The organism is Mucilaginibacter sp. SG538B, from assembly GCF_013376065.1.
Lineage (GTDB): Bacteria > Bacteroidota > Bacteroidia > Sphingobacteriales > Sphingobacteriaceae > Mucilaginibacter > Mucilaginibacter rubeus.
The window spans coordinates 1,304,232-1,330,894 of the sequence record NZ_JABMJI010000001.1 but is presented as its reverse complement, the minus strand read 5'-3'; the positions used below and the strand labels follow the sequence as shown (position 1 = coordinate 1,330,894).

The 26,663-nt window shown below is 42.5% G+C and carries 28 protein-coding genes; 3 read left to right on the top strand and 25 right to left on the bottom strand.

Going from position 1 to position 26,663, the window contains the following annotated elements:
* Nucleotides 1-81 precede the first annotated feature (81 nt).
* The 11 genes from FHW88_RS05375 to FHW88_RS05325 form a co-directional block, all read right to left on the bottom strand.
* On the bottom strand, nt 82-798 hold the full coding sequence (locus FHW88_RS05375) for a hypothetical protein (protein ID WP_090524407.1): 717 nt from the start codon (nt 796-798) through the stop codon (nt 82-84).
* Between the two features lie 203 nt (nt 799-1,001).
* Nucleotides 1,002-2,438, bottom strand: a complete 1,437-nt coding sequence (locus FHW88_RS05370; RefSeq protein WP_176623710.1) for a Glu/Leu/Phe/Val family dehydrogenase — start codon at nt 2,436-2,438, stop codon at nt 1,002-1,004.
* Between the two features lie 152 nt (nt 2,439-2,590).
* Complete coding sequence (locus FHW88_RS05365; protein ID WP_090524403.1) at nt 2,591-2,800, bottom strand: CcmD family protein; 210 nt, start codon at nt 2,798-2,800, stop codon at nt 2,591-2,593.
* Nucleotide 2,801: 1 nt separating this feature from the next.
* Nucleotides 2,802-3,476 carry a cytochrome c biogenesis protein CcsA gene (gene ccsA, locus FHW88_RS05360; RefSeq protein ID WP_175489901.1) on the bottom strand — a complete coding sequence of 225 codons (675 nt, stop codon included), beginning with the start codon at nt 3,474-3,476 and terminating at the stop codon, nt 2,802-2,804.
* 82 nt (nt 3,477-3,558) lie between these two features.
* On the bottom strand, nt 3,559-4,269 hold the full coding sequence (locus FHW88_RS05355) for a hypothetical protein (protein ID WP_176623708.1): 711 nt from the start codon (nt 4,267-4,269) through the stop codon (nt 3,559-3,561).
* Nucleotides 4,270-4,348: 79 nt separating this feature from the next.
* Complete coding sequence (locus FHW88_RS05350) at nt 4,349-5,533, bottom strand: carboxypeptidase-like regulatory domain-containing protein (protein WP_176623706.1); 1,185 nt, start codon at nt 5,531-5,533, stop codon at nt 4,349-4,351.
* A 375-nt stretch (nt 5,534-5,908) separates the two neighbouring features.
* Entirely contained in the window at nt 5,909-7,282 is a 1,374-nt protein-coding gene (locus FHW88_RS05345) for a di-heme oxidoredictase family protein (protein WP_176623704.1), read from the bottom strand.
* An 8-nt stretch (nt 7,283-7,290) separates the two neighbouring features.
* Nucleotides 7,291-8,361 carry an imelysin family protein gene (locus FHW88_RS05340; protein WP_090524388.1) on the bottom strand — a complete coding sequence of 357 codons (1,071 nt, stop codon included), beginning with the start codon at nt 8,359-8,361 and terminating at the stop codon, nt 7,291-7,293.
* A gap of 9 nt (nt 8,362-8,370) precedes the next feature.
* The gene (locus FHW88_RS05335) at nt 8,371-8,796 is read right to left on the bottom strand and encodes a ubiquinol-cytochrome c reductase iron-sulfur subunit (protein WP_090524386.1); all 426 of its coding nucleotides are present in this window, start codon (nt 8,794-8,796) and stop codon (nt 8,371-8,373) included.
* 11 nt (nt 8,797-8,807) lie between these two features.
* Nucleotides 8,808-10,049, bottom strand: coding sequence for a hypothetical protein (locus FHW88_RS05330; RefSeq protein ID WP_090524384.1), 1,242 nt, complete (start codon nt 10,047-10,049; stop codon nt 8,808-8,810).
* A gap of 201 nt (nt 10,050-10,250) precedes the next feature.
* Complete coding sequence (locus FHW88_RS05325) at nt 10,251-10,934, bottom strand: heme exporter protein CcmB (protein ID WP_176623702.1); 684 nt, start codon at nt 10,932-10,934, stop codon at nt 10,251-10,253.
* A gap of 92 nt (nt 10,935-11,026) precedes the next feature.
* On the opposite strand from FHW88_RS05325, the gene FHW88_RS05320 reads away from it, so the two are divergent.
* Nucleotides 11,027-11,512, top strand: a complete 486-nt coding sequence (locus FHW88_RS05320; protein WP_090524381.1) for a methylated-DNA--[protein]-cysteine S-methyltransferase — start codon at nt 11,027-11,029, stop codon at nt 11,510-11,512.
* On the opposite strand, the gene FHW88_RS05315 is transcribed toward FHW88_RS05320, so the two are convergent.
* The 11 genes from FHW88_RS05315 to FHW88_RS05265 all read right to left on the bottom strand — a co-directional run bounded on the left by FHW88_RS05315 (nt 11,509) and on the right by FHW88_RS05265 (nt 23,076).
* Nucleotides 11,509-13,437 (bottom strand): response regulator, encoded by a 1,929-nt coding sequence (locus FHW88_RS05315; protein WP_176623700.1) that lies wholly within the window; start codon nt 13,435-13,437, stop codon nt 11,509-11,511. The genes FHW88_RS05320 and FHW88_RS05315 overlap by 4 nt on opposite strands.
* 28 nt (nt 13,438-13,465) lie before the next feature.
* On the bottom strand, nt 13,466-14,053 hold the full coding sequence (locus tag FHW88_RS05310) for a chemotaxis protein CheB (RefSeq protein ID WP_176623699.1): 588 nt from the start codon (nt 14,051-14,053) through the stop codon (nt 13,466-13,468).
* The gene (locus tag FHW88_RS05305) at nt 14,043-14,873 is read right to left on the bottom strand and encodes a CheR family methyltransferase (protein WP_176623697.1); all 831 of its coding nucleotides are present in this window, start codon (nt 14,871-14,873) and stop codon (nt 14,043-14,045) included. Before FHW88_RS05305 ends, FHW88_RS05310 begins: the two co-directional genes overlap by 11 nt.
* A gap of 2 nt (nt 14,874-14,875) precedes the next feature.
* The gene (locus FHW88_RS05300) at nt 14,876-18,334 is read right to left on the bottom strand and encodes a response regulator (RefSeq protein WP_176623695.1); all 3,459 of its coding nucleotides are present in this window, start codon (nt 18,332-18,334) and stop codon (nt 14,876-14,878) included.
* Between the two features lie 88 nt (nt 18,335-18,422).
* Nucleotides 18,423-18,857 (bottom strand): hypothetical protein, encoded by a 435-nt coding sequence (locus FHW88_RS05295; RefSeq protein ID WP_176623693.1) that lies wholly within the window; start codon nt 18,855-18,857, stop codon nt 18,423-18,425.
* Between the two features lie 9 nt (nt 18,858-18,866).
* Nucleotides 18,867-19,199: a gliding motility protein GldC gene (gene gldC, locus FHW88_RS05290; RefSeq protein ID WP_090524371.1), complete on the bottom strand. Its 333-nt coding sequence runs from the start codon at nt 19,197-19,199 to the stop codon at nt 18,867-18,869.
* 8 nt (nt 19,200-19,207) lie between these two features.
* Entirely contained in the window at nt 19,208-19,474 is a 267-nt protein-coding gene (locus tag FHW88_RS05285) for a hypothetical protein (RefSeq protein WP_090524369.1), read from the bottom strand.
* A gap of 8 nt (nt 19,475-19,482) precedes the next feature.
* Complete coding sequence (locus FHW88_RS05280) at nt 19,483-20,835, bottom strand: DEAD/DEAH box helicase (RefSeq protein WP_176623691.1); 1,353 nt, start codon at nt 20,833-20,835, stop codon at nt 19,483-19,485.
* 136 nt (nt 20,836-20,971) lie between these two features.
* Complete coding sequence (locus tag FHW88_RS05275) at nt 20,972-21,475, bottom strand: transposase (protein WP_176623689.1); 504 nt, start codon at nt 21,473-21,475, stop codon at nt 20,972-20,974.
* Nucleotides 21,476-21,480: 5 nt separating this feature from the next.
* Entirely contained in the window at nt 21,481-21,948 is a 468-nt protein-coding gene (locus FHW88_RS05270; RefSeq protein ID WP_274989384.1) for a MarR family winged helix-turn-helix transcriptional regulator, read from the bottom strand.
* Nucleotides 21,949-22,191: 243 nt separating this feature from the next.
* Nucleotides 22,192-23,076 (bottom strand): NAD(P)H-binding protein, encoded by an 885-nt coding sequence (locus FHW88_RS05265; RefSeq protein WP_176623687.1) that lies wholly within the window; start codon nt 23,074-23,076, stop codon nt 22,192-22,194.
* 80 nt (nt 23,077-23,156) lie between these two features.
* On the opposite strand from FHW88_RS05265, the gene FHW88_RS05260 reads away from it, so the two are divergent.
* Both FHW88_RS05260 and FHW88_RS05255 read left to right on the top strand, forming a co-directional pair.
* Nucleotides 23,157-23,603, top strand: coding sequence for a winged helix-turn-helix transcriptional regulator (locus tag FHW88_RS05260; RefSeq protein WP_176623685.1), 447 nt, complete (start codon nt 23,157-23,159; stop codon nt 23,601-23,603).
* Between the two features lie 65 nt (nt 23,604-23,668).
* Nucleotides 23,669-25,003 carry a dihydroorotase gene (locus tag FHW88_RS05255; RefSeq protein ID WP_176623683.1) on the top strand — a complete coding sequence of 445 codons (1,335 nt, stop codon included), beginning with the start codon at nt 23,669-23,671 and terminating at the stop codon, nt 25,001-25,003.
* A gap of 166 nt (nt 25,004-25,169) precedes the next feature.
* Here the strand turns inward: FHW88_RS05255 and FHW88_RS05250 are convergent, their stop codons facing one another.
* From FHW88_RS05250 to FHW88_RS05240, 3 genes are all read right to left on the bottom strand, one after another.
* Complete coding sequence (locus FHW88_RS05250; RefSeq protein ID WP_176623681.1) at nt 25,170-25,628, bottom strand: GyrI-like domain-containing protein; 459 nt, start codon at nt 25,626-25,628, stop codon at nt 25,170-25,172.
* Between the two features lie 94 nt (nt 25,629-25,722).
* Nucleotides 25,723-26,145 (bottom strand): SRPBCC family protein, encoded by a 423-nt coding sequence (locus tag FHW88_RS05245; RefSeq protein ID WP_176623679.1) that lies wholly within the window; start codon nt 26,143-26,145, stop codon nt 25,723-25,725.
* Complete coding sequence (locus FHW88_RS05240; RefSeq protein WP_090524351.1) at nt 26,133-26,588, bottom strand: EVE domain-containing protein; 456 nt, start codon at nt 26,586-26,588, stop codon at nt 26,133-26,135. The genes FHW88_RS05245 and FHW88_RS05240 overlap by 13 nt, the downstream gene beginning before the upstream one ends.
* Nucleotides 26,589-26,663 lie beyond the last annotated feature (75 nt).

Here is a 26,663-nt window from a genome sequence, read left to right as displayed (position 1 = left end):
CAAAACGTGCAGCGAATAATGTTTATTACAAGACATATGTATTATTTAGAATCATTCTTGATTGATTCTAAACAACGAACATTAATAAACTAAAAGCGGTGGAGGAGCGGGCTTATCTCCAACAGGAACATAAATTACATTAACCAAATCGTTATAGTAGGCGGAATTGTTACGTTTTAACGTAAACAGTATATCACTATCGTGAACAATTTCTAATGTTTGATTATCTATCCACCGGGCAGTGATATTTTTTCCAAGCTCATTAAAGTACAATATTGAACCGCCTCCGTTCTTCCAATTTAAGCTCGAACTTGTATGAATATAATTTCCATTAGTGTATTCTTCGCTCATACTAAAAGTCTTCAATCCATCCGGCGAAGTAATTTTTATGAGTTCAACAGCGGTAAAAACAAACTTTTCTTTAACCCTACGTTTCGCCTTTTCTTTGGGAGTACTTATTTTTAATAAAAACTGGTCGAGTGCCGATTTTCTTTCCTCCAATAACTCTTCATCGGCACCTAAATTAGTCCAAACTTCGAGGTCTTTTCCCGTAACAATAACCTCTTTAACTCTATTTAATAGTTCAGTATTTTGTGATTTTGTTTCCCACTGGGCTAAAGCCACCGCGAACAGCGCGTTATTTGCTGAGTCTTCGTCCTCAAAATCATCACTAAACATTGTCATTACCTGTCCAAAAGCGTAAACAGGACTCTGCCCTTTATTATAAAGCTCAAAAAAAGCAGAATAGACGTCAAGAAAAGTATCATTGCTTTCGATAGCAGCATCCCATGTTCCCATGTTATAAAAGTAAGATAAAATACATGTTACAAAAAGCGAATTGTGGGCGATGCCTGCGGCCCGGGCTCTGCGCTCATACGCCTGAAGGCATTAAGCTCATTGGCCGGTATCCGCTCCGATCCCTATCGCGGCATAATTAAAACAAAAACGAGGTAAGTTTTTTCAAACCTACCTCGCTATATATAGAACTATTAAATCCTTAATTATGGCCAGATACCTAAATTTTGGTATGATACCGCTATTTTATTAATAGCACCAACCATGGCTGCGTTACGCAAAGTGCCGATCTCTGGGTTGTTCTTATAAATTTCCCTGATCTCGTGGTATGAACGGATCATGGTATCTTCCAAACCTGAATTTACCAGTTCAAGCTCTGATGCTCCTTTAATGATAGTTGAACGTTGTACCGGGGTTAATGCAACACCGGTAATCCCTTCAACCATGTTTACCAGGTTAAGGTTAGAGTTCTCTTCAAACCTGCGGTTCATACGGCCGAATGCTACGTGGCTCAGGTTTTTCAACCATTCAAAATATGATACGGTAACACCGCCTGCGTTGGCAAACATGTCAGGTACAATCATCCCGCCATTAGCATAAAATATCGCTTCAGCCTCTGGCGATGTTGGGCCGTTAGCGCCTTCAACAATGATCTTAGCCTGGATATTGCGGATATTTCCTTCGGTGATCTGGTTTTCAAGAGCTGCCGGCACTAAAATATCACATGGCTGCTCAAGGCCTTCCATGGTATTGGTAAATTCCTGTATTGCAGCAGCATATCCTAAAATAGAACCTGTTGCCTTACGGTGCTGAAATACAGCCTCGATATCTAAACCGTTCTCGTTATAAATAGCGCCTTCAAATTCGCATAAGCCGACTATTATTGCCCCCATTTCGGATAAAAACTTAGCCGAATAGTAACCCACGTTACCAAGGCCCTGAACAATTACCCTTTTGCCCGATAAGCCTGGCAGCAAACCAATTCTTTGCATATCCTCGCCAACGCTTACGCACTCGCGGGTGGCGATGGCCACACCACGGCCGGTAGCTTCCCTCCTGCCCGCGATACCATGCAGCGCGATAGGCTTACCGGTTACAGCGCCCATAGCATCCAGCTGACCGGGGTTCATGGTAGCATAAGTATCGGCAATCCAGCTCATTTCGCGCTCGCCCGATCCATAGTCAGGTGCCGGCACGTCAATGCTTGGGCCAATAAAGTTCTTTTTGATTAACTCAACGGTATAACGGCGGGTGATGTTTTCCAGCTCGCTTACGGTGTAGTTTTTAGGGTTTATTTTGATACCGCCTTTGGCGCCGCCAAACGGAACGTTAACAATGGCGCATTTGTAAGTCATGAGCGCGGCGAGGGCCATTACCTCATCCTCGTTCACCATTTCGCTGTAGCGGATACCTCCTTTGGTTGGCGACTGGTGGTGCGAGTGCTCCACACGCCAGGCGTCAATTACCTCAAAACTGTTACCCTTGCGAATGGGGAAACGGAAGCGGTAAACACTGTTACATGATTTAATTTGATCAAGCAGGCCTGCATCGTGTTTGGTGAATTGGGCAGCATGATCGAAGTTTTTGCACACGTCGCTGAAGAAGTGTGTTTCCTGGTCGGCAATCAAAATATTCGTAGCCATAACTATTGTATAAATATTAATCTCTTAAAAAAGTGAGCAAATTTGGTACAATTTTTATCAATATTGCAAATATTTCTTAGTTAGTGTGCCCTATACACCAGTCAACACCGTTACGAATGATATGTTTAAATTGTTTAAACATATTATTTGAACTACTTTTCGTTTTCGACTTTTTTTAATCTGCGGTCTATAGTAAACAGGTAAATAGCCAGTCCAACAAAAATTATGGAAATAGTTGCTACAACCACGTAAATTTTTCCCGATTGGCGCAGGGCATCGGCCATTTCAACCTGCTGCCCTGGCTGTGCAAAAACAGCGGTACAAAACGTAAGCAGTAGCAATAAAAGCGTTAATTTCTTCATCTTAATTTATAGCGTTCTTCTTATTCTCAATTAAACGGATGCGGTAACGGATAGTTGCTATCCAAAGGGCAATAAAACTCCAGCCTGCCATAGCCGGGTAAAAGGCTATCTTCATACCGTTATCAAGGTCGTATTTACCAAATGCAGGGTTACCGCCGCTGCCGGGGTGTAATGAATCTGTCATGCGGGGCAAAACAAATATCAGCACAATCATGATGGGGAAAGCGAAGATATTGTAGATGGCCGAAATCTTGGCCCGCTTCTGCTCCTCATCAATAGAGTTACGGAGCACCAGGTAAGCACAGTACAACAAAAATGCAATGGCCGCGCTATTTTGTTTGGGGTCGCCGCTCCAAAATTCGCCCCAGGTAAATTTTGCCCACAGCATACCGGTTAAAAGGCCCAAGGTGTAAAACAGCAAGCCGGTATTAACACTCTCAACGGCGGCAAGGTCGTGCTCTTCTTTACCCGTTTGCAGGTATTTGATACTAAAATAAACCGATACCACAAAAACAGTCAGCATGCCCATCCACATGGGTACGTGAAAATACAAATTACGGATGGTTTCGTGAATAATTGGCAGTCTCGGCGCTTTGAAAACCAGGCCGGTGTAAAAGGTAGACAGCACCAGCAAAACAGCCGCAACCTTCCACCATGTTTGATAAATAAACTTCATATGATTTATGCAGGCAAATGTAACTAATTATTTGCTCATTGATTCGACACTAAGTTTAGGCAAACATAAAGTATTACACATTTTAGTGAATCTCTCTTATAACTGGTGCGGACTTAAAATTCTCCTGACCGGCACTCTTTATTACTTTCACAGTATTACTTACATAAAACGTTGACAGCAATTTGTTATTGGAAATATCTAATTGGGATACAGCCGTTGAAAGCAGTCCAATGTAAGTGAGAGCAACGTTTAGTCTGATGTCAATAGTCTTTAACGCCTTATTATCTATTAATTCTAATACGCTGAGATTAGTCAGGTTTTCCAATTTGATGTTTTTAAACGCATTGCTCTGTAAATAAAGTTGCCTGATGCTATCAGTGCCATTTAATTCGACTGTTTCCAAGTCATTATGGGCCGCCGCCAAAACGGTCAAATTTCTGAGATTCTTTAGCGTCAACTTTTTTCCGAGAACATTGCCTCCGATATAAATTTCCTTAATCGTATTATTGTCAAAAAACACATCCAGGTTCGCAATCTGGTTAGACATTGCATAAACCCTTTCTAAACTTTTAAAATATTTTAAATCATCTAACAGCCTAATATCACTTTTGGCAATGTTTAAATTCGCCACAGTGTCAATTTCGGATACTTCTATTTCGCCGTTTTTATTAAAATCATAGCCTCTTTTAAGTAAAGCCGATTTTAAATTTTGGTCTTTAAATACTATTTGTTGTGCTGAAACTCCCTGCGCAACAAAAACAACAGCTAACACTAAATAGCTTATATATTTCATAAAGGATGGTAACAAGAATTATATCTGCGATGGTGGCGGCAAATATAATTCGAAATAAGCAAAGTCTTCCTGAAATTAATCAATCCCCCGGCTCATAATCAACCGGCAGCAGATCGCCAAGCTTAGCCTTCGACCATGAGCCCTCATAAAGCGGGCTCGGGCTTGATACCACAATGCCATTCATATCAAATGCAATATAGCCCGAATATTTGGTCATGATACTGGTTTCATAATTGGGCATATCCAACGGATGATAAACGTCCTTAAACTCGGTAGTCTCTTCGCGTTTCGTATATACTACATATAAAAAATGCGGAAAGGTAAGTGCATAAATGCCATCCTGTGGTGTTTTACGCAAAATCTCAAACTCCTGGTAAGGCAGCTTAGCGAGGTTTTCCCGGTACCATTTGGTCATCTTCGACAGGTTATAATAACGCATGGCCGAATCGCGCGGGCCTTCCCGGTATTTTTTCATCTTTTGCATCAACACAGCTTCTTCAGGGCGTTCGGGATTAATTTGCCTTGTAAAATCATGCGCTTCAAACCCTTCTTGTTTTAACGTTCCTTTATAAAGCGAACGGTAAAAATGCTGGGCCGATCCGTAATAGGCTTGTTCGCGTTTCTGCTTCCAGAGTTTCTTTTGTGCTGCACTGCCGGGCAGGTTTTCAAAAAGCGCACTTCCCGAATAGGATATGGTATGCTCAATAGCATCATACAAAAAGTTTTTGAGCAAAAATTTGGTACGATAGCCTAAGGCCAGGTTCTCTACCACCAAAAACTCATCGCCAGAGGCTTCCAACTGCTGCTTTCCCCTGTGGTAGATAATATTTAAAATATGTGGGTTGGTAACTTTACACTCCTTGCCGTTTTCGGTATCGCCAACAAATTCCTTGCGGAACAGTTCGTAATTCTTTTTCCAGTCGGCGCTGCTGCTGATCACTACTTCGCGCAGCATCAGCACTTTTTGATTAACCTCGATATTTAGCTTTGCAGGCTCTTTACCAACTAATACAGTTGTGGAATATTCTTCAATACTTACTCCGGTAACCACCAGCTGGTATTGGCCTGGCTTAACACCAGCCAAAGTAAAGGTCCCATCCTCGGCAGTGGAAGTGCCATAAGTGGCATTGTTTAAAAACACGCTGGCATTGGCTACCGGGCTTTTGGTATCAGCCCGCACTACCTTACCTGTAATAGTACCGGTTTGTGCCGAAACTATGAGCGGACATATAAACGCGATAAGCAAAAACCAATAAAAACGCATTAAATAAAATTAGGATATTTTTTCAATCTGCTAAAAAACGCATTTTTTATGAACGGTTAATGAATTGCCGGTGTATAATTTTTGTTGCGGTGGGTTTGTCTGAACTCGAATTTATTGAATTAGAGAATTTATAGAACTTTTATTGCGATTGTTTTTAACCACAGGTGTTGGGAAGATAAAAGCTGCATGGAAAAACAAACAAAAACCATGTCATTTCGCGAGCGCAGCGTGGCAACCGCACGGAAGCATGTCCGCCCTGTATAGCATGCGATTGCCACGCTGCACTCGCAATGACATGGATTTAAATAGGGCTTTATCAAACAAAAAAGCGGCATGAATTACTCCATATCGCTTTCAATTTCATCAGGAAATAAATTATAAGCTCTTTAAAAAGCTTAGCATCGCGTCCCTATCAACTTTAGATAACGTACTGAAGAAAACTTTTGATGATTCCGCTTCACCGCCATGCCACATAATGGCTTCGGTAATACTCCGTGCACGGCCATCATGAAGGTAATAGCCCGGATAATTGACCTTTTCAAACAATCCCAGGCCCCAAAGCGGAGCTGTACGCCACTCCTGCCCTCCGGCTAAAAAGTCGGGGCGGTTATCGGCAAGGCCAGTGCCCATGTCATGCACCAGCATGTCTGTATAAGGATGGATAACCTGGTTTGACAAAGGTTTAAAAGCTACATTTACCCCGGTTGTAAGGGTTTGGCGATGACAGCTTTCACATTTTCCTTGTTTAAATAACAGCTCCCCCCTTTTATTAGTAGCATCCGTAACATCACGACGCGCCGGCACTGCAAGTGTAGCCACATAAAACCTTACGGCATTTAGTGTACTATCTGCCAATTCCGGATCATCCTTCAATCCGTCATATTGCGACTGGCCAAAAGAGTTTTCAACCGGGAATATCTTATTAGTGATACCAATATCCTGGTTATAAGCAGCTGCTACCTGGGTAAGTATAGATGCAGTATTGGCTTTCCATCCAAAACGGCCTAATTTGCGCGATTGCGTTGCCACATCCCAAACATAGTTTGCATGCCCCTTTATGCCATCGCCGTTGGCATCGTTAGGATCGGCCATGGCAACAATGGTACTTTCAGGTATTGCTTCCAGCAATCCTAAACCATACATTGGCGGTGCCAGGCGCGGTGACAACATATATCCGGCCGACAGAGCCGTATACAAATTACTTAGTGTATAAGTAGGCGTACGTAAGGCATACGCTTCGCCATCAGGAAAGTTATATGTCACATCGTTGTATGTAATATTAACCTTACACTCAGGCGTTTTTCCAAAAACGGCTTTATCCTGCAATTGTAAACCGTAACCCGGCGCGGCAAGCGGTCCACCATGTTCGTCAGTACCGGGAATGCTGATCCGCATTAACAGCGACGAATTTGATTCGCCGGCAGTTGGCAGGCCGATCCCATCATTATGGTGGCACGAAATGCAGGAATTGTTATTGAAAATAGTTCCCAACCCCGGGTTAATAGGTGCAGGCGCAGTAACAAAGATCTTGCTGAATGCTGCATCACCTAAGCCGTGAACCTCTGCATCATAGCCCGAAAGTCCGGGAAACATATTGCCAAACGAGTGCGAGGTAATATCAAACACAGTGGCATCGCCTCCTGATAAACGCTCGTCATATTTATCTGCAGGGAACTGGGCTGCTTTCTGGCATTTTGCCAGCAGCAACACCAAAAGCACCAACGCGCCTATTACGCTTAATTTCTTCACTTTAAAAATTAGTCCTTAATATTAGTTTGTATAAAAGTGACCAAATCGCCTTCAAGTGTGGCTTGCAGGGTTGCCAGGGCAGTTTGGCTATTTGAAATTTTGTCACGGTTATCATAAATAGCTTTTTCAAAAGTTGGGGTTATCAAAGCCATCGCTGATAGTGCAGTTTGTATTTGTGTTTTGATCTTAGTATCTAAAGCCAGGTTTTTTGAAGCAACCAAAGCGCTTAAGCTTGTTGTGCCTTTGGCACCATTATAAGTGGCAGTATATACATTAAGTACGCCTTGTATATTATTTATGAAATCGGTAGTGGTATTATGCGAGTATGATGACTCATCTTTAGTCGAATCCCTTTCGGTGAAGGGCTCGGCCATTTTACCTGTACCCACTTCTTCACAAATGGCGGCCATTTGAGTAGCAATGGTAGTAAACAGTTCTTTGCGCGTTTTAAAGGCTGTACTTCCATTTCCGGCTGTAGTGATTTTGGCTGCATAGTTATCACCCGAAGCTGCCCAGCTATTCATAAGCGCAGTAGTAGTATTTAATAAACTTTGAGAAGTAAACTTCAGATAATCTTTTTGGCGGGCTGTGATATCGGCGGCTTTTCTTGTACCACCCGGGCCAAAAATAATATACTCAATGCCATGGAAGCCTTTTGAGAAACCATCCAGCCCATCTACATAAGACAATGTTATAACATCTGAACTTCCTATTAAAGCGTCAACGTCAGTCCTGTTCAAAGGCCAGCTGTCCATAGTTGGGTCATAATTATCGTCCTCAACCGGACCAAACAAAAAGCCTTCAGCCTGTTCCCATGGTTGACGGGTATTTTTCCAGGCTGTACGGGCAGCAGTCAAATTAGCATCAGTGGGCGTTGTTAAAAACGTAGTTATTGATGTATTTAACAAAGTTGCCTTTGCCTGAATATCAACATAGTTAGGATTACCTACAACATTAACAAACTGGGTTATTACTTCCTGCTCATCAACCGTTGTGTTTTGAACTGATGTTTTGTCTTTTCCGCAGCTGCTAAGGGCAACAGCAGCTATGCATGACAGGCCAAGTAAAGTGTTTTTCATGGTAAAAGATTAAGTTAAATGAATTATAATTTGATTCGATAGTACTTCTGTTGTGTATTTCTTAAGCGGACGCTCAGCAGGACCCGCAGTTACCTGGCCTTCGTTATTAAAAGTGCTGCCATGCAAATCGCACTTGTAACCGTTATTACCAACAGGAGTAAGCTGGTTATCGGCATGGGTACATTTTAACAGCAAAGCGGTATAAGTGCCGTTAGCCTCTTTTTTTAAACCGATATTGTAATACTGGTTTTTGGGCTGGATCAATTGAAAATTGGTTGTGCCGAACAACGTTTCGGGTACAGTTACGGTGTTATTGGCTACTGCTGCTTTATAAACAGGCAAGGTAGCACAGCCCGATAAGGAGCCCACCAGCATACCGGCACCAGCAGCAAGGCATAATGAGCATGACTGCCTTACAAATTCTCTTCTATCCATGTTGTTTAAGTTTAAAATGAATATCCAACACCCAGGTTTATCAAAGTATTATTGGTTTGGTATGGCAACGCAACCGGACTTGGGTTAATGATCAGCTCCGGGTTTTGCACGCCTGAATGTGCCAGCCTGATATCGCCTTTAACCACTACGTTACGGAGCGGCAGGTAAGTAAGGCCGGCCACAATAAAGTTTTTATTCAGCGTTTGATCGGTTATTCCGTTTGAAGGGATGCTGGCATTCAGGTCGAGTTTTTCATCGCGCACAAAAACAATCAGCTGTGGTGCGTTTGCTTTGCCGTAATTGCTGCGATAAAGCAAATCGTAACCTATTTCGGCATAAGCACCGTAAGCTGTTTTGGGTGTGTTGCTGGCGTATGCCTTGTTGATCTTATCGGCATCTTTAATAGAAAGTATAGTACCCAATACTTTTACCGAAAAGCCTTGCCCGTTATACTGGATATCCCCCTCGCCCATAGCAACCGGAGTACCAAAAACGCCAGAGTTTAAACCAAGACTATCAGCCTCTGTTTTACGGATACCTACGGTGCCACCGTAATAACCGGATAATTGGGCCTTAAACCCGCTTTGGTAATACTGAAGCGCACCGGTAACTGCAAGGTTTGTACCGGTTGCATTACGACCTTCAAATCTGCCATCAACAATACCTGTACCATGGGTAAAGCCGCCGGCGCTTAAACCATTCATCAACCCAACCGAATAATTGATAGGTAAGTTATTTAAGCGACCATAAAAGCCAACACCCAATTCGCGCCATGTGGCAGGAATCACCAGGATTTCTACATAGTTACGCTCGTTACCGTTAAAGGTGGTTGGCAGGTGGTTTTCGTTAAGGATACCTATCCTCGGCAAAAACAAACCGGCAACTATGTATTGGTTAGGATTTAAGTTAAATTTCAGGTAGGCCTGCTCAATGGTGATCTCCCCTCCGGGTTCGCCGCCGTTTACTTTAGCGTCTTCCAGTTCGGTTTCGGAAAAGAAAGAGATCTTATCGCTGAACTTGTGGCCAACAAACAACACAAAGCGCTCCAAATCAACTTTGGCAGTTTTTTGATTGTTATTGTACTGGTAAAAAGCGTTACCGTAACCACCAATGGTAGTATTTGATAAAAGCGAACTCTTAACGGTATTGTTATTAAGTGAATCTTCGGCAGTTGAGGTATTGGGCTGCTGTGCCAGTACCGTGTCCGAAACAAGAAAGGAGAAAATGACTAAAGTAAGGGTTTTAGCATGCATTGTTGTTTGGTTAAGTTGGCAACAAAGTAAATATTAATTTAGACTTAATCCAAATTAAAATAACATTAGAAAAAAAATGCCGATAAGAGGGCAAAAATTTACCGTTGGCGGCCATGCAAAGCATGCTCGTCCAAAAATGTCAGCATGAAACGGGATCGGAAAAAATTCAGAATGAATACCGGTCAGATGATAATGGGGCAATTAATCGCGCCACAGGTATGGGAAAAGCAGTAAAGCAGTAGCTATTACAATAGCATTGATAGCGCACAAAACGCCTATGTTGCCGTAAAAGAAACTCCGGTCTACCCCATCCATAGCGCTCTTGCTCAACTTAATAAGCACCAGTATAACAGGGATAATAACCGGGAAGCTTAATATAGCCATGAGGGTACCGTTATTACCGGCCTTTGATGCAATGGCCGAGATCATGGTAAACACCGTAGAAAAGCTAATGCTCCCCAGCAATACGGCAAGAAAGTAATACAGCGGGTCACCGAGGGTATTAGGGAAAAACACTTTAAATACCACTAAAGCCAATGTGCTTAACAAAGCCATCAGCAAAATATTATAGATTGTTTTTGACAGGATGATTGCCTGCGGACTGGCAATGGAGTAATAATATAGCAACCTGCTTTTACTTTCCTGCATAAAGCTTTTGGCTATGGCATTTACCGATGCAAACAGCATAATGATCCAGAACAACACATTCCAAACTATGGGGTAACCGCTGCTGTTAGAAAAGCCTGGGTTTAAGTTGAGGGAGATATAACAAACAAAAACCGTTGAAACCACGTACAGCAAAACGCCATTAAAAGCATATTTAGACCGCCACTCCAGCAAAACTTCCTTTTTTAGCAGGCACCAGGTTTCATTAACAAGTTTCATCACCGCAAATGTAATAATTACCTGCGAGTGAGTAAGGGCATTTGACAAGCTAAAAAAATTAGCTTAATTTTGAATATAACATACCAATTACCATGTCTGTAGCTTATTTCCGCACGCCTGTTGGCATTGCCCGCATTACTGAAGAAGATGGCTTTATAGCATCAGTATCGATAAGGGATGAGGAATATGACATTGAACCTGCTCCTACCCCGTTGCTGCAAGCTGCTATTGATGAGTTAAATGAGTACTTTGCTGGTACAAGGAAGCAATTTACCTTTCCTATAAAGCAGGAAGGCAGCGAGTTTCAACAACAGGTTTGGGACGAGTTGATCCAGATCCCTTATGGAACAACCATTACTTACGCCCAGCAGTCAAACCAAATGAACAATCCTTTGGCTATAAGGGCAATAGCATCTGCCAACGGCCGTAACAACCTATGGGTTGTAGTGCCCTGCCACCGGGTAATAGGGTCAAATGGCAGCTTAACCGGCTACGCGGGCGGCATATGGCGCAAAAAATGGCTGCTTGAGCATGAGGCAAAGGTAATGGGCGTTGGGCAAACCAGGCTGGAGTTTTAAACTCCCACCTTCAATAACCTCGACATTTTTTCATGCAGCTGATAAGGCAGGAACGGCTTTGAAAGCACATCGTTCATCCCTGCCGATAATGCCTCCTGCTGCTCATGGTCATAACTTGCTGCCGATAGTGATATGATTGGAATACTCCGTTTAGGCTCCTCAAAATTAACCCTGATTGTTTTAGCTGCCTGGTAACCGTTCATTTCGGGCATATGTGTATCCATTAAAACAATGTCATAGTCTTTATTGGTAAGCCTTTCAATAACCTTACGCCCGTTATCAACCATCTCCACCTCTACATTCCAGTCCTTTAATATTTTGGAGAGCATAAACTGGTTAACCATGTTATCTTCAGCCACCAGCACCCGTACATTATTAAACGGCGGCAATATTTTATCAGTTTTGGCAGTTACCTTAGTTTTGGGTTTAATACTGATGGTATACCAGCATACAAAGTTGAAAGTACTGCCCCTGCCTACCTGGCTGCTTACGGTAAGTTCGCCTCCCTTTAGCTCAGCCAACTTTTTCACTATGGTTAAACCAAGCCCGGTACCACCGTATTTGCTTACGGTATCTTCTTCGGCCTGTTCAAATGAATCAAAGATCCTGTTAAGCCTGTCGGCCGGGATCCCAATGCCTGTATCTTCAACACTGAATTTCAGCTTTACCTTATCATTGTGTTTTTGAAGTACGGTAATCTTCAGCTTTACATAGCCCCTTTCGGTAAACTTAAGGGCGTTGCTCAGCAGGTTCATCAATATCTGGTTCAGGCGTAATGAATCTACCATAAGGTATTCAGGTACTTCATCTTCAATATCCAGCAAAAACTCAATGTTATTCTCATCGGCTTTAAACTTAAGCAGGTTAAAAACCGAGTTTACAATCTCATAAACATTATTGGCGGTGCGGATGATACTGAACTTACCTGCCTCAATTTTTGAGATATCAAGTACATCATTGATCACACCCAATAACGATTTTGAGGAGGTATCAAGCAAATCAAGCATACCCACTTGCTGATCGGTAAGATCTGTTTTACGCAAAAGCGAAGTGATACCTATTATGCCATTAACCGGAGTACGCAGCTCATGGCTCATATTGGCCAAAAAGGTTTCTTTCACCTTTTTGCTGTACTCCGCGTTTTCTTTCGATTTGATGAGCTGCTCCTGGTAGCTTTTTTGCGGAGATATATCGCTGATATTAATAAATATGGTTTTGTTGCGGTATGCCGCGCGACACTCCACCCAAATTACCCTTTTATCAAAGGTTTCAAACTTAAATTCAAAAATGGCATAGCCCAGGTTGTCTTTAATGATCTCACCCAATTTTTTGCGAAACGGCGGCTTATGATCATCTATGGCCAGGTCAACAATACTTTTACCAATAAGTTCATCAGGCCTGAAACCCATTATCTTTTCGACGGTGGGGTTGATATTGTCAATGCGGAGACTTTGCGCGTCGACCGATGTGATAATATCGGCCGAGTTTTTTACAACGATGGCATAGTTCTGCAGCTCATCGTTCTTTTGTTTTATTTCGGCCTGGGTGCGGGCCAACTGCACAAATGAATCCACCTTGGCCGATGTAATGTAAGGATCGAGCGGTTTGTAAAGATAATCTACCGCGCCGGTACCAAGGCCTTTAACAGCATACTTGGCTTCTTTTGAAATGGCCGTAACAAAAATAACCAGGATATCTTTAGTACGCGGGTTTGATTTGAGCATTTCCACCAGTTCAAAGCCATCCATTTCGGGCATCTGCACGTCAACTAAAGCAATGGCAATATTGGTTTCCCAGGCAATTTTAAGAGCTTCATTTGGCGAGGTAGTAGAAAATATTTTGATATCATCGCGTTTAAGCAATGCCTCCAGAGCAATGATGTTCTCTTCTCTGTCATCAACTATAAGAATATTAACAGGGGTCATTTAATATTAATTAGGGGGTTGGTGATTGTCATGAAAGTAAAAGTTTAAAAATCTCATCCTGTGTTAAAACATAATCGGCAGCACCTAAATTTATAGCTGCCTTTGGCATTTCGGCCATTTCCGCGTCGCCGGGTTCCTGCGCTATGGTAAGGCTGCCGCTTTTCTTTAATTTTAATAAGCCTTCGGCGCCATCCTGGTTGGCACCTGAAAGTAATATCGCCATGCACCTGTCACCATAAACCTCGGCGGCGCTTTCAAAAGTAACATCAATTGATGGCTTTGAATACCATACCGGCTCCGAAACATCCAGGCTAAAATAACCGCCGCGTTCAATTAAGGTATGATAGTTTGCCGGCGCAATATACATAGTATCCGTTTTAAGAATATCCTTGTCCTCAATTTCGCGCATGTACATACGACTGTTCTCGGCAAATAGCTTTTCTATTTCGCTGAAAAAATTTTTTTTCCTGTGTATGATAAGAATTACGGTTTTTCCCAGTTTTTCGGGAAGATCTTTTATGATCTTGAATAAAATTTTGAACGAGCCTGCCGATCCGCCCAATAATACGATCTGGGCGGCATGCCATCTTTCCAGTAACTTTTTATCAGGTCCCAACTTTTTGGTAAATGTTTTCTTTTTGGTTGATCACCTTAAACTTACTCTTAAACGAATCTGACCGGATGGTTTCTTTACTGCCAAGGCATAAATAACCCAGCGGGCAAAGGCTTTTATAAAACAGGTCAAGGATCCGTTCCTGCAGGTACGTTTCAAAATAAATAAAAACATTCCGGCAACTTATCATCTGAAACTCATTAAATACGGTATCAGATATTAAATTATGTACCGAAAACAGTGTATTTTGTTTTAACTCATTGTGTATCGACGCGGCATCGTACAAAATGGTAAAATGATCTGTAATTGAACCTTTTAAATCAGTGTATTGATAATTTTCCGCATAGCTTTTTATATTACGCAAACTGTAGATCCCTTTACGGGCCTCCTTTAAAACCTCGGTATTGATATCCGTACCGTATATGAACGACTTTTTTCCCAAACCAGCTTCGTTCAGCAATATGGCCATAGAGTAAACCTCTTCGCCCGTTGAGCAGCCTGCACTCCAGATTTTGACGTGCTGATAAGTTGAAAGATACGGAACAACCTGTGAGTTAACCGCACGATAGAATGAAGGATCGCGGAACATTTCGGTTACGTTAACCGTAATTTCTTCCAAAAAGCCCTGAAAAAAGTCTGCGTCATTAATAAGCACATGTTTAAGGTCATAAAACTCAAACTTGTTGAGCAGCATAATACGGGTTAACCTCCGTTTTAATGAAGCTTTGGTATAACCCGAAAAATCAAAGCCATGAACCTTTCTTACAATATCAATAAGCTCATGAACCTGCGCATGTGATATAATTCCCTGCTCTGTATCCATAACTAATTTTCAAGCCAAAGCTGCATCAGCGAAATCAGCCTGTCCATATCAACGGGCTTGGTGATATAATCATTGGCGCCGGCCGCTATACATTTTTCGCGGTCGTCTTTCATTGCTTTTGCAGTTAATGCTATTACGGGTAATTTAGCCCATTTGTTTTGCTTACGGATATGCCTGGTAGCTTCATAGCCATCCATTTTTGGCATCATGATGTCCATAAGCACTATATCAATATCCTTTATATCCTCAAGTTTAGCTATGGCTTCTTCACCGTCATTAGCTATCTCTACATTGAGGTCATAGCTTTGCAGGGCGCTGCTCAGCGCAAAAATGTTGCGCATATCGTCATCAACAATGAGCACTTTTTTGCCCTTAATAGCATCTTTGCCTTTAGTTAATGATTTAGGCTTTGCAGGAACTGCAGGTGACACCTGTTGTGGCTGTCCATTTGCCGTTTCGCTGATCTTGTTCAGGAACAGGTTAACCTCATCAATCAGCCTGTCGGATGATTTATTGGTTTTAACCACCATGGCGTTGGCATAGTGCATTAGTCTGTTAACCGATGTTTTATCAAGTTCCATTGCTGTATTTATGATAACAGGCAATGAAGCAAAGCGATCAACCTCTTTGATCTTATCCAGCAAATCCAACCCTGAAATATCAGGCAGGTTAAGGTCAAGGATCACACACTGGTACTCGTTTTCATGCAACAACCTAAATGCAGATTCGCCGTCAAAAGCCTGGTCGACGGTGATGCCCTGGCCTTGCATAAGGTCTTTCAAAGCCTGGCTTTGGGCTTTGTGATCTTCAACCAGCAGGATCTGTTTAAACCTGGTGCCGCTTTGCACCATGATATCGGCGAAAAGCTTATCCAGCGTTTCGGTATTGATAGGTTTTTTCATGAAGTTGATGGCACCTTCCCGGCGTACGCGGTTTGCCGCGGCATCCCCGGCCGACATCAGGTGGACCGGAATGTGCATCGTATCCTCATCATTTTTTAACTCCTTCAAAATCTGCCAGCCGTCTTTACCAGGCAGCATAATATCCAGGATCACCGCGTCGGGTTTGGCTTCCTTCACAATTTCAACCGCCCGGGTACCCTCATATACCATAATTGATTTATACCCATGATCGCGGGCATAATCCTGCAATATGTTTGCAAAGTTTTTATCATCCTCAACAATTACAACCAGAGGCTCTTTGCCGGGGTCGCGCGGGGCAGCTTTAACCGGGCTCAGGAACTCTGTTACAGGTTTAAAAGTTTCGGCAGTTGGCAAAGCCTCTTCAATTAGGGCGGCGGGTGTTAATTTAGCTTCAAAAGGCACTGTAAGTACAAATTCGCTGCCTATGCCCGGCTCACTGCTCAGGGTTATACTACCGCCCAAAAGGAAAGCAAGCTCGCGGCTTATAGATAAACCTAAACCGGTACCGCCATATTTACGGCTTGTTGAACCATCGGCCTGCTGAAATGCCTCAAATATTACTTTTTGCTTATCCGCAGGGATCCCGATACCCGAATCTTTGATGGCAAAGCTGATGGTTTTATCTTTAACACCCGGCTTTACATTGATAGCGATAGAACCGTTTTCAGAAGTAAACTTAAACGCGTTGCTCAACAGGTTTTTGATCACCTGCTCTATACGTACCTTATCGGTAAATATGGTTTGCGGCAGTTGCCTGTCTATACTGGTTGTATAATTGATTTTTTTATTGCTGGCCACTTCGGCAAACAGCATTTCCATATCGCCAACAATATCGCTTACCTTAATATCCTCATTTTGCATATCCAGCTTGCCGGATTCAATTTTGGAAAGGTCGAGGATATCGTTGATCAAAGTAAGCAGGTCATTACCGGCGTTGAAGATCACGCTGGCATATTTGATCTGATCTTCAGAAAGGTTGGCGGGCTTGTTATCTTTAAGGATCCGCGCCAGTACCAGGATACTGTTAAGCGGTGTACGCAGCTCATGGCTCATGTTGGCCAAAAACTCCGATTTGTATTTACCCGTGGTTTCCAGTTCTTCAACCTTAAGATTGATAGCCTGGCGAGCCTGTTCAATGGCCTGGTTTTTTTCTTCAAGCAAACTGGCTTTTTCTTCCAGCTCGGCATTGGTGGTACGCAGTTCTTCCTGCTGCACCCGGAGTTCTTCTTCTGAGGCCTGCAGCTCTTCAGTTTTTTGAACAAGCTCCTCATTGGTAACCCGCAGTTCTTCCTGTTGTGCTTCCAGCTCTTCGGCCTGCTGCTGGGTTTCCTCATACAGGTCGTGCATAATAGTACGCGCCTGCGAAGTATTAACAGCTATACCAATATCATTGGCGATAGCTAAAATGTATTCCGATTTATTTTTTGAGATCCCTTCATTAAAAGCAACCTCCATTACGCCTTTAAGCTTTTTATCAAAAAAGAAAGGTATGATAAACGATTCGGCCAGTTCAGTTTTTAATACCGACGATGAAAGCTCAAGCTTATCGTTCAGTTTGCCTTTTACAACCGCCGCTTTACCATCCTTAGCTACCTGGCCAAGCCAGCCTTCGGTCATTTGTACCGATTTTTTAACAAAATCAGGATTGTGGAACGCGTATGAAGCATAAAGCTCAAGCCTGTTGTTTGCTTCGTTATACAGGTAAAATGTACCTGCCGCGGCATTGGTGTAAGTACAAACTTCAGACAGAATATTATTTGACAGTTCCTTTTCAACCTGTTGGCCCTGCATCTTCTCATTCAATTGGCCGGTACCTGTAAGCAGCCAGTTTTTAGCTTCGTTATCGGCAAGTACCTTACCAAGTTCAATATTGGCAACACGCACCTCCTCTTCTGTCTTCCTTTGCTGATCAAATGTTTTTTGAATATAGAAGAACAACATCAGGATAATGAACAGGAAGACCAATGATCCGCATGCAATTACAATCTTAGCAAATGTAGATGCTTCCTGCGAGCTTTCCTCCCTGTTGGTAAGCAATCGCTCTTCAGTGCTGGTCATATGGTCAATAAGCATACGGACCTGATCCATATTCTCTTTGCCATTTAAAAACATGCCCCGTTGCACCATGTAGTCAAGCCCCTGGCTTCCGCGTGTTTCAACGTTTGTTTTGAGTATCAGCAATTGCTCCTTTACCAGTTTATTTATCGAATCAATACGTTTTATCTGCACAGGATTGTCCTTCACTAAATCCTTCAAAGTGGCAAGGCCATCAGCTATTTTAGGCAAAGAGGCGTTATAGGGTTCAAGGAATGCCTTGTTATTGGTAGCACCATAGCCACGCATGCCTGTTTCGGCATCTACCAGGTCCTGCAATAAACTTGTTGATGTATGAATAACCTTCTGGGTATGATCAATTAAGACATTATCCTCTTCAAATTGGCGCAGGCTGTTAAAAGACAAAGCGCCCACCACAAAAACAAGAATGATTGATACTACAAAGCCAGCTAAAACCTGCTGGCGGAAGGAAAACTTTGACATTAGGTATCCGTATTAATCTGAATTACAAATATGTTTAAAAAAAGCTGTAAAGTAAACGTTACAGCTTTTTTTAAACACCCGGGGAGTATTAATTTGCAGCAGGATCTGCAGTAGTTGGCATAAAAGTTTTTGGCTTACCGCTTAATGCACCAATTAAAGCCAAAACCGGGCCGGCAAACATTACGTACCACCCCCATTGAAATTTAAGCTGGCTGGTTAAAAATCTGTTAATACCTTTAAACGGAATAAAGCTAAATGCCGAATTAACCTTCATAATAGCGGCAACCAGCAGCAATACTACAAGAGCCACCGAAAGCCAGGCAGTCACACGCATAATTTTAGCCTGGTTAAGGAACGATACTATGATCCCGACAACAGCTACCAGTAAAAGCACCAGCCCATAAGGTTGGTTAAGCTTATAAATATTCCAGCTGGTTACATGGAATACCCGCAGCAACGGGCAATAGGTTGCAACAAATAACAGGGCAAACCCTGCGAATGATAAAATTGAGCTAAGGCGCATATTAGGTTGTTATTTTTGAGTTATCTCCATCTTATCGGCAAAGTGGGCGCAATAATCGCGCAGGTCCTCAACAATATTCTTTTCGCCGGTAGCGCGTAAAAAGCTGTCTCCCATGGTTTGCAGGGTTTCATAAAAAAAGCGCTTCATCTCATCAACCGGCATATCCTTTGTCCAAAGGTCAATGCGCAGGGTATTTTTATAGCTTTGATCCCACAGGGCAAGCATCATTGATTTTACGGGTAGCGCTTCCTTGTTGGTTGAGTCGGTTGATTCCCAAAGGATATGTTCAGGAACGTTATTATCATCAAGCGTAACGGTAAGCTTTATTTCAGCAGTTTTCATTTCAAAATTTATTTAACAAGTAAGAATATAATTATAACCAAAACAATGAAAAATGTCTCTACCATCCATATTTTTTTGGTTTCAATAAAAAAATTGCGGAACATGATATCAATCACAAAAACCACAAACGCAAACAATAAAAAGATCCAGCCTATCGTGCCACCCCAATGCTCAAGCGGACGTCCGGCCATACCGGCCCCGTAAATAAAAACATAGGCTGCCACCGCTACCAAAAAAGCGGTAAAAAAATTTAAGGGGGTAAATCTGAATTTCATTGATGGGCTTAGTGTCTTTTTTTGCTTTTGGATGATCGGCCTGAACCCTGCCTTGCAGCCTTTGAGCCATATTTGGCCTTGTCTTTATTGGCATCAAACTTTTTACGTTGGTTAAGGGATTTCTTTTCGTGGAAAGCCCCTTTAAAATCGGGGTCTTCTTTGCGCTTTTGCATATCTATCTCCCGGGCCTGGTCCTGGCGTTCCTCATAAGGGGTTTCCTCAATAAACACATCGTCGGGAACATGCTCAACAGGAATAGTTTGCTTGATGAGTTTCTCAATCTTGCGGATATAATACTCTTCGGATGGTGTAGCAAAAGTAATGGCCTCGCCCGATTGCAGCGCCCTGCCTGTACGACCAATCCTGTGTACATAATCCTCATACACCACCGGTACATCAAAATTAATGACATGGCTTACATCGCTCACATCAATACCACGCGATGCCACATCCGTAGCCACCAATATCTTCACATCATCGTTTTTAAATGAGTTGATGGAGTTGATGCGCGTATTTTGCCCCTTATTGGCGTGCAGCACTTTCACTTCTTCTTCACCAAATTTGCGGGTCAGAAATTTAAATACATCCTCGGCCACCGCACGGGTTTTACAAAATACAATCAGCTTAGTAATATCGCCTTCATTATCAAGCAACCTTTTAAGCAGGTTGATTTTGGTTTTGATATTAGGCACATGGTATAAATGCTGGTTAACCGTTTGCGCGGGCGTTGCCTGCGGGGTAACCTCAATAACCGTAGGGAACTCCAGGAAGTTAGCCGAAAGCTGGTGCACCTTCTCGCTCATCGTAGCCGAAAAAAGCAGGTTTTGCCTTTTCACAGGTACCACTTCCAATATGCGGTTTATCTGGGGCATAAAGCCCATATCCATCATTTTATCAGCTTCATCCAAAACCAGCACCTGCAATGTTTTGGTTACGATATGCCCGGCAAGGTAAATATCCATGAAACGGCCCGGAGAAGCAACAATAATATCAACCCCTTTGTTGATCTGTTCAATTTGTGTTTTAGGGCCGATACCGCCATAAAGCACCACCACACGTAAATCGGTATTGGCGGCGAAAATTTTCACGTTCTCTTCTATCTGCATGGCCAGCTCACGGGTAGGCGAAATGATGAGCGCGCGCGCATGCTCACCCTGAGCATATTTCAGCTTCATGATAATAGGTAACACATAGGCCGCTGTTTTACCGGTACCCGTTTGCGCTATGCCCATTACATCCTGCCCGTTCAATATCGGTGGAATGGCTTTTTGCTGGATAGGCGTAGCTTCGGTATAACCGGCATCGGCTATCGCGTTCAAAATTTGCCGGTTAAATTTAAAATCTTCAAAGGTTACTGCCATGCCGCAAAGATAAGCTTTTTGTTGAAGTAGGAACAATTGCCCAAAACATGGCGGTGTCAGGAATTGAATAGAAGCAGGAAGTCAAGAGTCAGGAGACAAGACTGTTGGATAAGAGATAAAGGAAATTAATATGATTTTATTGGCGCATACTAAATAGTTTAATGCACAGTGGGATAAGTCCGCAGGAGATGGCAATGAAAATGGCAACCCTTATATAGTTGAGTGTTTGCCAAAGTGAAGTTCGGTTTATCAGATCTATTGATGGAGCCTGTTCTCCGACCATTTTTTGAAAGTTTATAATATTGGGAGCAAAGAATGCCAATGTCCATACCCTGACAGCGATGTGAACTGCAAACAAAATTAAAAGCCAGTTCTTTACAGGGTCAATTTTCCAACAAAAAATAAGCGCAAGGATAAATGTGATTTCGTGAAGGGAGTGGAACCCTATCCAAAAATTTTTAAGACTTACACCTTTTCCATCCAAGAGGAGTTTAAAATTGTCTGGTGGTGAAACCGTCCATTTGGGAACAAAAACCAAGGTTTCAAATATCTGTGCTCCGTTCATCAAAAAGTAGATAAGGGTACTGATGCAAAGCCATATTTCGGCTCTTGCCAGATAGTTTGAAGTTATATTTTCCACTGTTATTATTTGTTATTTAACTTATCTGCTATTGTTTTCATTATCGCGGTTGCCCCTGTAAAATAGCGTTCAATAGTTTGGATTTCGCCGGCTGAGAACGTTGAAATGAGCTCGATAGTTTGCTGCTGCAGTTCATCAAAGAGCGGTGTTAAAAGCTTCATACTGTTTTCAACGTTGGGAACAATGATTACTTTCCTTCTGTCGTCTTTGGTAAATTGTCTTTTCAGAAGCTTCTTTTTCTCCAGGCGGTCAACCAACCCGGTTACCGCGCCGGTAGTTAACCCGGTTAGCTTTGAGATTTCACCCGCTGTTATGGATTTATGCTGTAGTATCAGTCCTAAGTACTTGTGATCTGTACCGGAAAGCCCTGCTTTTCGGGCTATCGCTTCGTGCATGAGAATAGAGGCATCGGAGTATTGCCTGCTGGCAGCCTTGAATTGTAACAGTAAATCAGCCTCATTATTTTCTCTCACTATCTAAATATCTTAGATACAAAGATATTTATTTATATTTCAATTACGCAAACTATTGTTTAGTTAATTTCTCGCTTTTGAAGCACTTGATCTCCTTAAAATGCAGGTTCCTAACATGGCAAATCGAATTACACGGATTCCAATCAGGTTAAATTGAAATTCATGTAATTCGATTTGAAGGCGTCCGGCTTAAAACTTCGTATGTAAAATTTTAGTCGAACAAATTAAGTATGATTAAAAGAATTAGCCGTTATATACCGCAGCAAACTCCCTGGCAAAATCCTGCAAACTCACCTTACCGGACGATACAGGCTTATGCTTATCATAATCCTCCCAGATCTTTCCGCTTTTTACCGCAGTGCCCATTTCAACAAAATTGCGGGTCATTTCAAGTGGAACACCTGCCTGAGATAAGCCTTCTGCAAGCTGTTCATCAGTAAACTCAATCCATGGCAAGTTAGGATTACCTATAGCCTCACCTAAAACCGCTGCAACCCCGCCGGATGTTGACTCATCGCTTACAATGTAGCGTATGCTTTTACCTGCAAAATCTTTTTGCAACTCTTCAGCAACTGCTGCCGCAATATCTTTAGGGTGTACCATGATCAGCCTTGTATTTGCGGGATAATTTGACCCAAGGATCCCCTGGTGCTTGATAAGCGGGATGTTACTGAAAAAATTGATATAGAAGAACGGTGCACGGATAAACTTAACGGCCACACCATCTAATCCGTTCAAAATCCCCTCAACATCATGGATGCCTTTTATAGGGCCTACACCGTTATCCAAATGCGCCCCGATGCTGCTTAACGCAACTACTTTTTTTATGCCCGACCGTTTAATGGCTTCGGCATAGCTTTTACCGGTTTCGTTTTGGTATGCCCTTAAGCTTTCTGCACCAAAGTTTGGCGGCACCATGGCGTAAAGCGCGTCGGCTCCGGTAAGTGTTTCGGTCAAAAAATCGGCATCTGTTAGCGAGCCAATTGCAGCTTTAGCCCCTAATGATTCTATCTCTGCTATCTTATCGGCGTTACTGCTGATTACGGTTACGTTATGCCCTGCGGCTGTTAAAGTTTGTGTTAAAGGTTTGCTTATATTGCCTGTTGAACCTGTTACTATAATTTTCATAATGTTTTTGTTTTTATTGAAAGCAAAGGTATTTTTGTACTTACTTTTTTACAAGTACTTACCCTAAAGTATGTATCACCATGACAGCAATAAAAGAAAGCTCAACCATACAGGAAAACAAACAAGCCGCATTTAAAGAATGCCCGGTAACTTATGTTATGGAACGCATAGGCGGGTACTGGAAACCGATCATTTTGTTTCACCTTTTAGCCGGAAGCAAGCGTTACAGCGAGCTAAAAAAATCTATTCCCACCATTACCGAAAAAATGCTGATCCAGCACCTGAAACAACTGGAAGCTGATGGTATCATCATAAGGGAATCAAAACCTGTTGTGCCCCCGTACGTAACCTACCGGCTCAGCGAATCGGGCATGGAATTGCGGCCGGTAATGTACGCAATGGCAACATGGGCCGTGAAGGATAGTGAGGCAAATGGTACTGCTATTTATAAAAGTTTGGGACAGTTTCCGATAGAGCAAGAAATAGCCACCGCTATTGAAACTTACGAAGTTTCAAAAACTTTGTAAGTTTGACCTGTTATAAGCATCATAAATAAATTCGAAATCGAAATTCCCAAATCCGAAATCAACACATGTCTACAATTCTGATAAAAGCAGCCACCATAGTTAACGAGCATAAACAATACGTTGCCGATGTATTGATCAAAGATGGTTTGATAGATCGTATCGATCCGGTAATTGACGCGCAAGCCGATGAAATCATCAACGCAGAAGGCCTGCATTTGCTGCCCGGCTGCATCGACGACCAGGTACACTTCCGCGAGCCGGGCTTAACTTATAAGGCCGATATTTATTCAGAATCGAGGGCTGCTGTTGCAGGCGGCATCACTTCATTTATGGAGATGCCCAACACTGTTCCCAACACTTTAACGCAGGAACTTTTGGAGGATAAATACCAGATTGCGTCGCGCAATTCGCTGGCTAATTATTCATTTTTTATGGGCGCTTCTAACAACAATTTAGATGAGGTTTTGCGCACCGATATCAGTAAGGTTTGTGGTATCAAAGTGTTCATGGGATCCTCTACCGGGAACATGCTCGTTGATGACCCGCACACGCTCGAAAAACTGTTTGCACAATCACCAATGTTGATCGCTACGCACTGCGAAGATGAGGCTACCATCAAGAGCAATCTTGCACACTACAAACAACTGCTTGGTGAAAATATTCCGGTGCGGATGCATCCAAAAATCAGGAGTGCTGAAGCTTGTTATTTGTCGTCATCAATGGCCATTGAGCTTGCAAAAAAACACAACACCCGCCTGCATATTTTACACATTTCTACCGAGCGGGAGACTCATCTTTTTGACAACACAACACCACTAAAAGATAAACGGATTACTGCCGAAGCCTGCATCCATCACTTATGGTTTACCGATGCAGATTATGAAACAAAAGGCAACTATATTAAGTGGAACCCGGCTGTAAAAACAGAGGCAGATCGTGATGGTATTTTACGTGCTGTTTTGGATGGCCGCATTGATGTTATTGCCACCGATCATGCCCCGCATACTATTGAAGAAAAAGAGCAGCCTTACCTGCAGGCACCATCCGGCGGACCGTTGGTTCAGCATGCTTTGCCCGCTATGCTTGAGCTATATCATCATGGCAAAATAAGCCTCGAGCAAATTGCAGAAAAAATGGCGCATAACGTAGCTACCCTTTTTCAAATAGAAAAACGTGGCTTCATCCGCGAAGGTTACTGGGCCGACCTTGTACTTGTAGATTTAAACAAACCCTGGAACGTAAATAAAAGTAATATCCTGTATAAATGTAACTGGAGCCCATTTGAAGGCAATACCTTCCGCTCGCAGGTAGCTTATACTTTGATATCGGGAAACCTGGCATATGCGAATGGAAGTCTTATTGAAGGTAAAACCGGCAAACGATTGACTTTTAACAGGTAATATCAATTACAATTTATAGAATTTTAGAAATTACAGAATTTTCTGGAGTCTAAACGCTATATTCTTTTAACTAAAAAGTCATGCCGAATTTATTTCGGCACCTCACAAGCAAGATTCCAGGCGGCTCTTCTGATGGGGTGCTGAAACAAGTTCAGCATGACGATGATTAGTTATTCACCCCAACAAAAACCTCTACCTCGGCATTATCAGCATTTTGTGACCTTTCTCCATACACATCAAAATCAGCCATATATCTTCTGTCGATATCACTTGTCCAGATCTGGTGCCAGGTTTCCCCTACTGATTGCGGCAGTGCACCTTTGGCAATATAACGGTTATAGTTTCCGGGAGGCACAGTAATGCAGATCAGCCCTTCAGGGATATTGTCTTTAGTAGCTACCTTACAACCCAGTACTGCGGTATAAAAGCCATCCTTATCGCTTTCATAATCAGTGTAAACACAATAAATATCATCGCTGACACGGTTCACCACCTGCTGTAAAACGTGCTCGCTCATAAACCAGTTCCAGAGCCCGGCAATGTCCTTAATCGCCTGGCCACCCTGATTGGTGGTGCGCACCGAAATGCCGACCAAAAAAAAGCCTTTTATTGTTACTTTATCCACACCTGGAGCTATTACTATTTGTTATATTGATATATAATTAATTTTTATACAGTTAATTATAATGATTATATAAATTATTAGTTTATAATTATTATTATTCAACCAACTTCTTCAGTCCCTCAAAAATCCCTTTCCAATTTTGCTCTGAATGCGTTTTGGCTTCCTCATTTTTTACATTATCCTGGGTAATGGTAAGCTCGGTTTCGCCATTATTCTCGGTTAGGTTATAGGTAATATTAGCATAGTTTTCGGGCTTGTCTTCGGTACCGCTCATGCTGCTCCAGTAATTATATTTTACAAATGTGCCCGGATCAATGTCCAATATAGTTCCATGGTCTTCATACTTTTTACCATCCCATTCCCCGCTGAATTTTATGGGCTCCCCTACCCTCCAGCTCGATTCAAGATCGGTACCAAAAAAATATTTTTTCACCATAGCAGGATCAGTCAGGCCTTGCCAAACTTTAGCCATCGGGGCTTTAAATTTTACCTGCACATTTACTGTTAATTTTTCCATAACGTAGCTTTATTTAATAGTGGTTGTTTTGCAGTGATCATTTGTTCCTTTATCTTCTTAAAATCTGCGCCGGGAACTTCAAAAAATCCAAACCTGAAGTTGTAACCCCACGCTTTTTTGTTGGTAATAAAATCGAGTTCGTCAATCATCGGGGCTATCGGTACTTCGGCACATTCGTAGTAATTTACATTGCGGCGATATGGGATAAAATCAATAGCCATTTGCTTCTGATAAATATCCTCGTCACGCACCTGGCCAATGGCTGTAAAAGCCTGCAAAGGCTCATTGCCGTTCATCTTTTGTTTAGGCGAATACACCGCCACCCAGTCGCCAACCTCCATACGTTTAAGCGGCGCCAGTTTACCATGATTGGCCTGAATAAATCCCCCGGAAATGCCGCGGCCAATGTGATCTTTTGATACTACTATTATCCAATGTTTCATAAGTGTATGGTTTAAATTACCCGCAAAAACACGACCAATAAAAGCCCTGCCCCTGCCATTATGAAACAAAGTAAC

Bases quoted from the DNA above. Each gene is read 5' to 3' on its own strand.
- FHW88_RS05375 (WP_090524407.1), bottom strand. From the start codon at position 798: ATGGGAACATGGGATGCTGCTATCGAAAGCAATGATACTTTTCTTGAC.
- FHW88_RS05370 (WP_176623710.1), bottom strand. From the start codon at position 2,438: ATGGCTACGAATATTTTGATTGCCGACCAGGAAACACACTTCTTCAGC.
- FHW88_RS05365 (WP_090524403.1), bottom strand. From the start codon at position 2,800: ATGAAGAAATTAACGCTTTTATTGCTACTGCTTACGTTTTGTACCGCT.
- ccsA (WP_175489901.1), bottom strand. From the start codon at position 3,476: ATGAAGTTTATTTATCAAACATGGTGGAAGGTTGCGGCTGTTTTGCTG.
- FHW88_RS05355 (WP_176623708.1), bottom strand. From the start codon at position 4,269: ATGAAATATATAAGCTATTTAGTGTTAGCTGTTGTTTTTGTTGCGCAG.
- FHW88_RS05350 (WP_176623706.1), bottom strand. From the start codon at position 5,533: ATGCGTTTTTATTGGTTTTTGCTTATCGCGTTTATATGTCCGCTCATA.
- FHW88_RS05340 (WP_090524388.1), bottom strand. From the start codon at position 8,361: ATGAAAAACACTTTACTTGGCCTGTCATGCATAGCTGCTGTTGCCCTT.
- FHW88_RS05335 (WP_090524386.1), bottom strand. From the start codon at position 8,796: ATGGATAGAAGAGAATTTGTAAGGCAGTCATGCTCATTATGCCTTGCT.
- FHW88_RS05330 (WP_090524384.1), bottom strand. From the start codon at position 10,049: ATGCATGCTAAAACCCTTACTTTAGTCATTTTCTCCTTTCTTGTTTCG.
- FHW88_RS05325 (WP_176623702.1), bottom strand. From the start codon at position 10,934: ATGAAACTTGTTAATGAAACCTGGTGCCTGCTAAAAAAGGAAGTTTTG.
- FHW88_RS05320 (WP_090524381.1), top strand. From the start codon at position 11,027: ATGTCTGTAGCTTATTTCCGCACGCCTGTTGGCATTGCCCGCATTACT.
- FHW88_RS05315 (WP_176623700.1), bottom strand. From the start codon at position 13,437: ATGACCCCTGTTAATATTCTTATAGTTGATGACAGAGAAGAGAACATC.
- FHW88_RS05305 (WP_176623697.1), bottom strand. From the start codon at position 14,873: ATGGATACAGAGCAGGGAATTATATCACATGCGCAGGTTCATGAGCTT.
- FHW88_RS05300 (WP_176623695.1), bottom strand. From the start codon at position 18,334: ATGTCAAAGTTTTCCTTCCGCCAGCAGGTTTTAGCTGGCTTTGTAGTA.
- FHW88_RS05295 (WP_176623693.1), bottom strand. From the start codon at position 18,857: ATGCGCCTTAGCTCAATTTTATCATTCGCAGGGTTTGCCCTGTTATTT.
- gldC (WP_090524371.1), bottom strand. From the start codon at position 19,199: ATGAAAACTGCTGAAATAAAGCTTACCGTTACGCTTGATGATAATAAC.
- FHW88_RS05285 (WP_090524369.1), bottom strand. From the start codon at position 19,474: ATGAAATTCAGATTTACCCCCTTAAATTTTTTTACCGCTTTTTTGGTA.
- FHW88_RS05280 (WP_176623691.1), bottom strand. From the start codon at position 20,835: ATGGCAGTAACCTTTGAAGATTTTAAATTTAACCGGCAAATTTTGAAC.
- FHW88_RS05265 (WP_176623687.1), bottom strand. From the start codon at position 23,076: ATGAAAATTATAGTAACAGGTTCAACAGGCAATATAAGCAAACCTTTA.
- FHW88_RS05260 (WP_176623685.1), top strand. From the start codon at position 23,157: ATGACAGCAATAAAAGAAAGCTCAACCATACAGGAAAACAAACAAGCC.
- FHW88_RS05255 (WP_176623683.1), top strand. From the start codon at position 23,669: ATGTCTACAATTCTGATAAAAGCAGCCACCATAGTTAACGAGCATAAA.
- FHW88_RS05245 (WP_176623679.1), bottom strand. From the start codon at position 26,145: ATGGAAAAATTAACAGTAAATGTGCAGGTAAAATTTAAAGCCCCGATG.
- FHW88_RS05240 (WP_090524351.1), bottom strand. From the start codon at position 26,588: ATGAAACATTGGATAATAGTAGTATCAAAAGATCACATTGGCCGCGGC.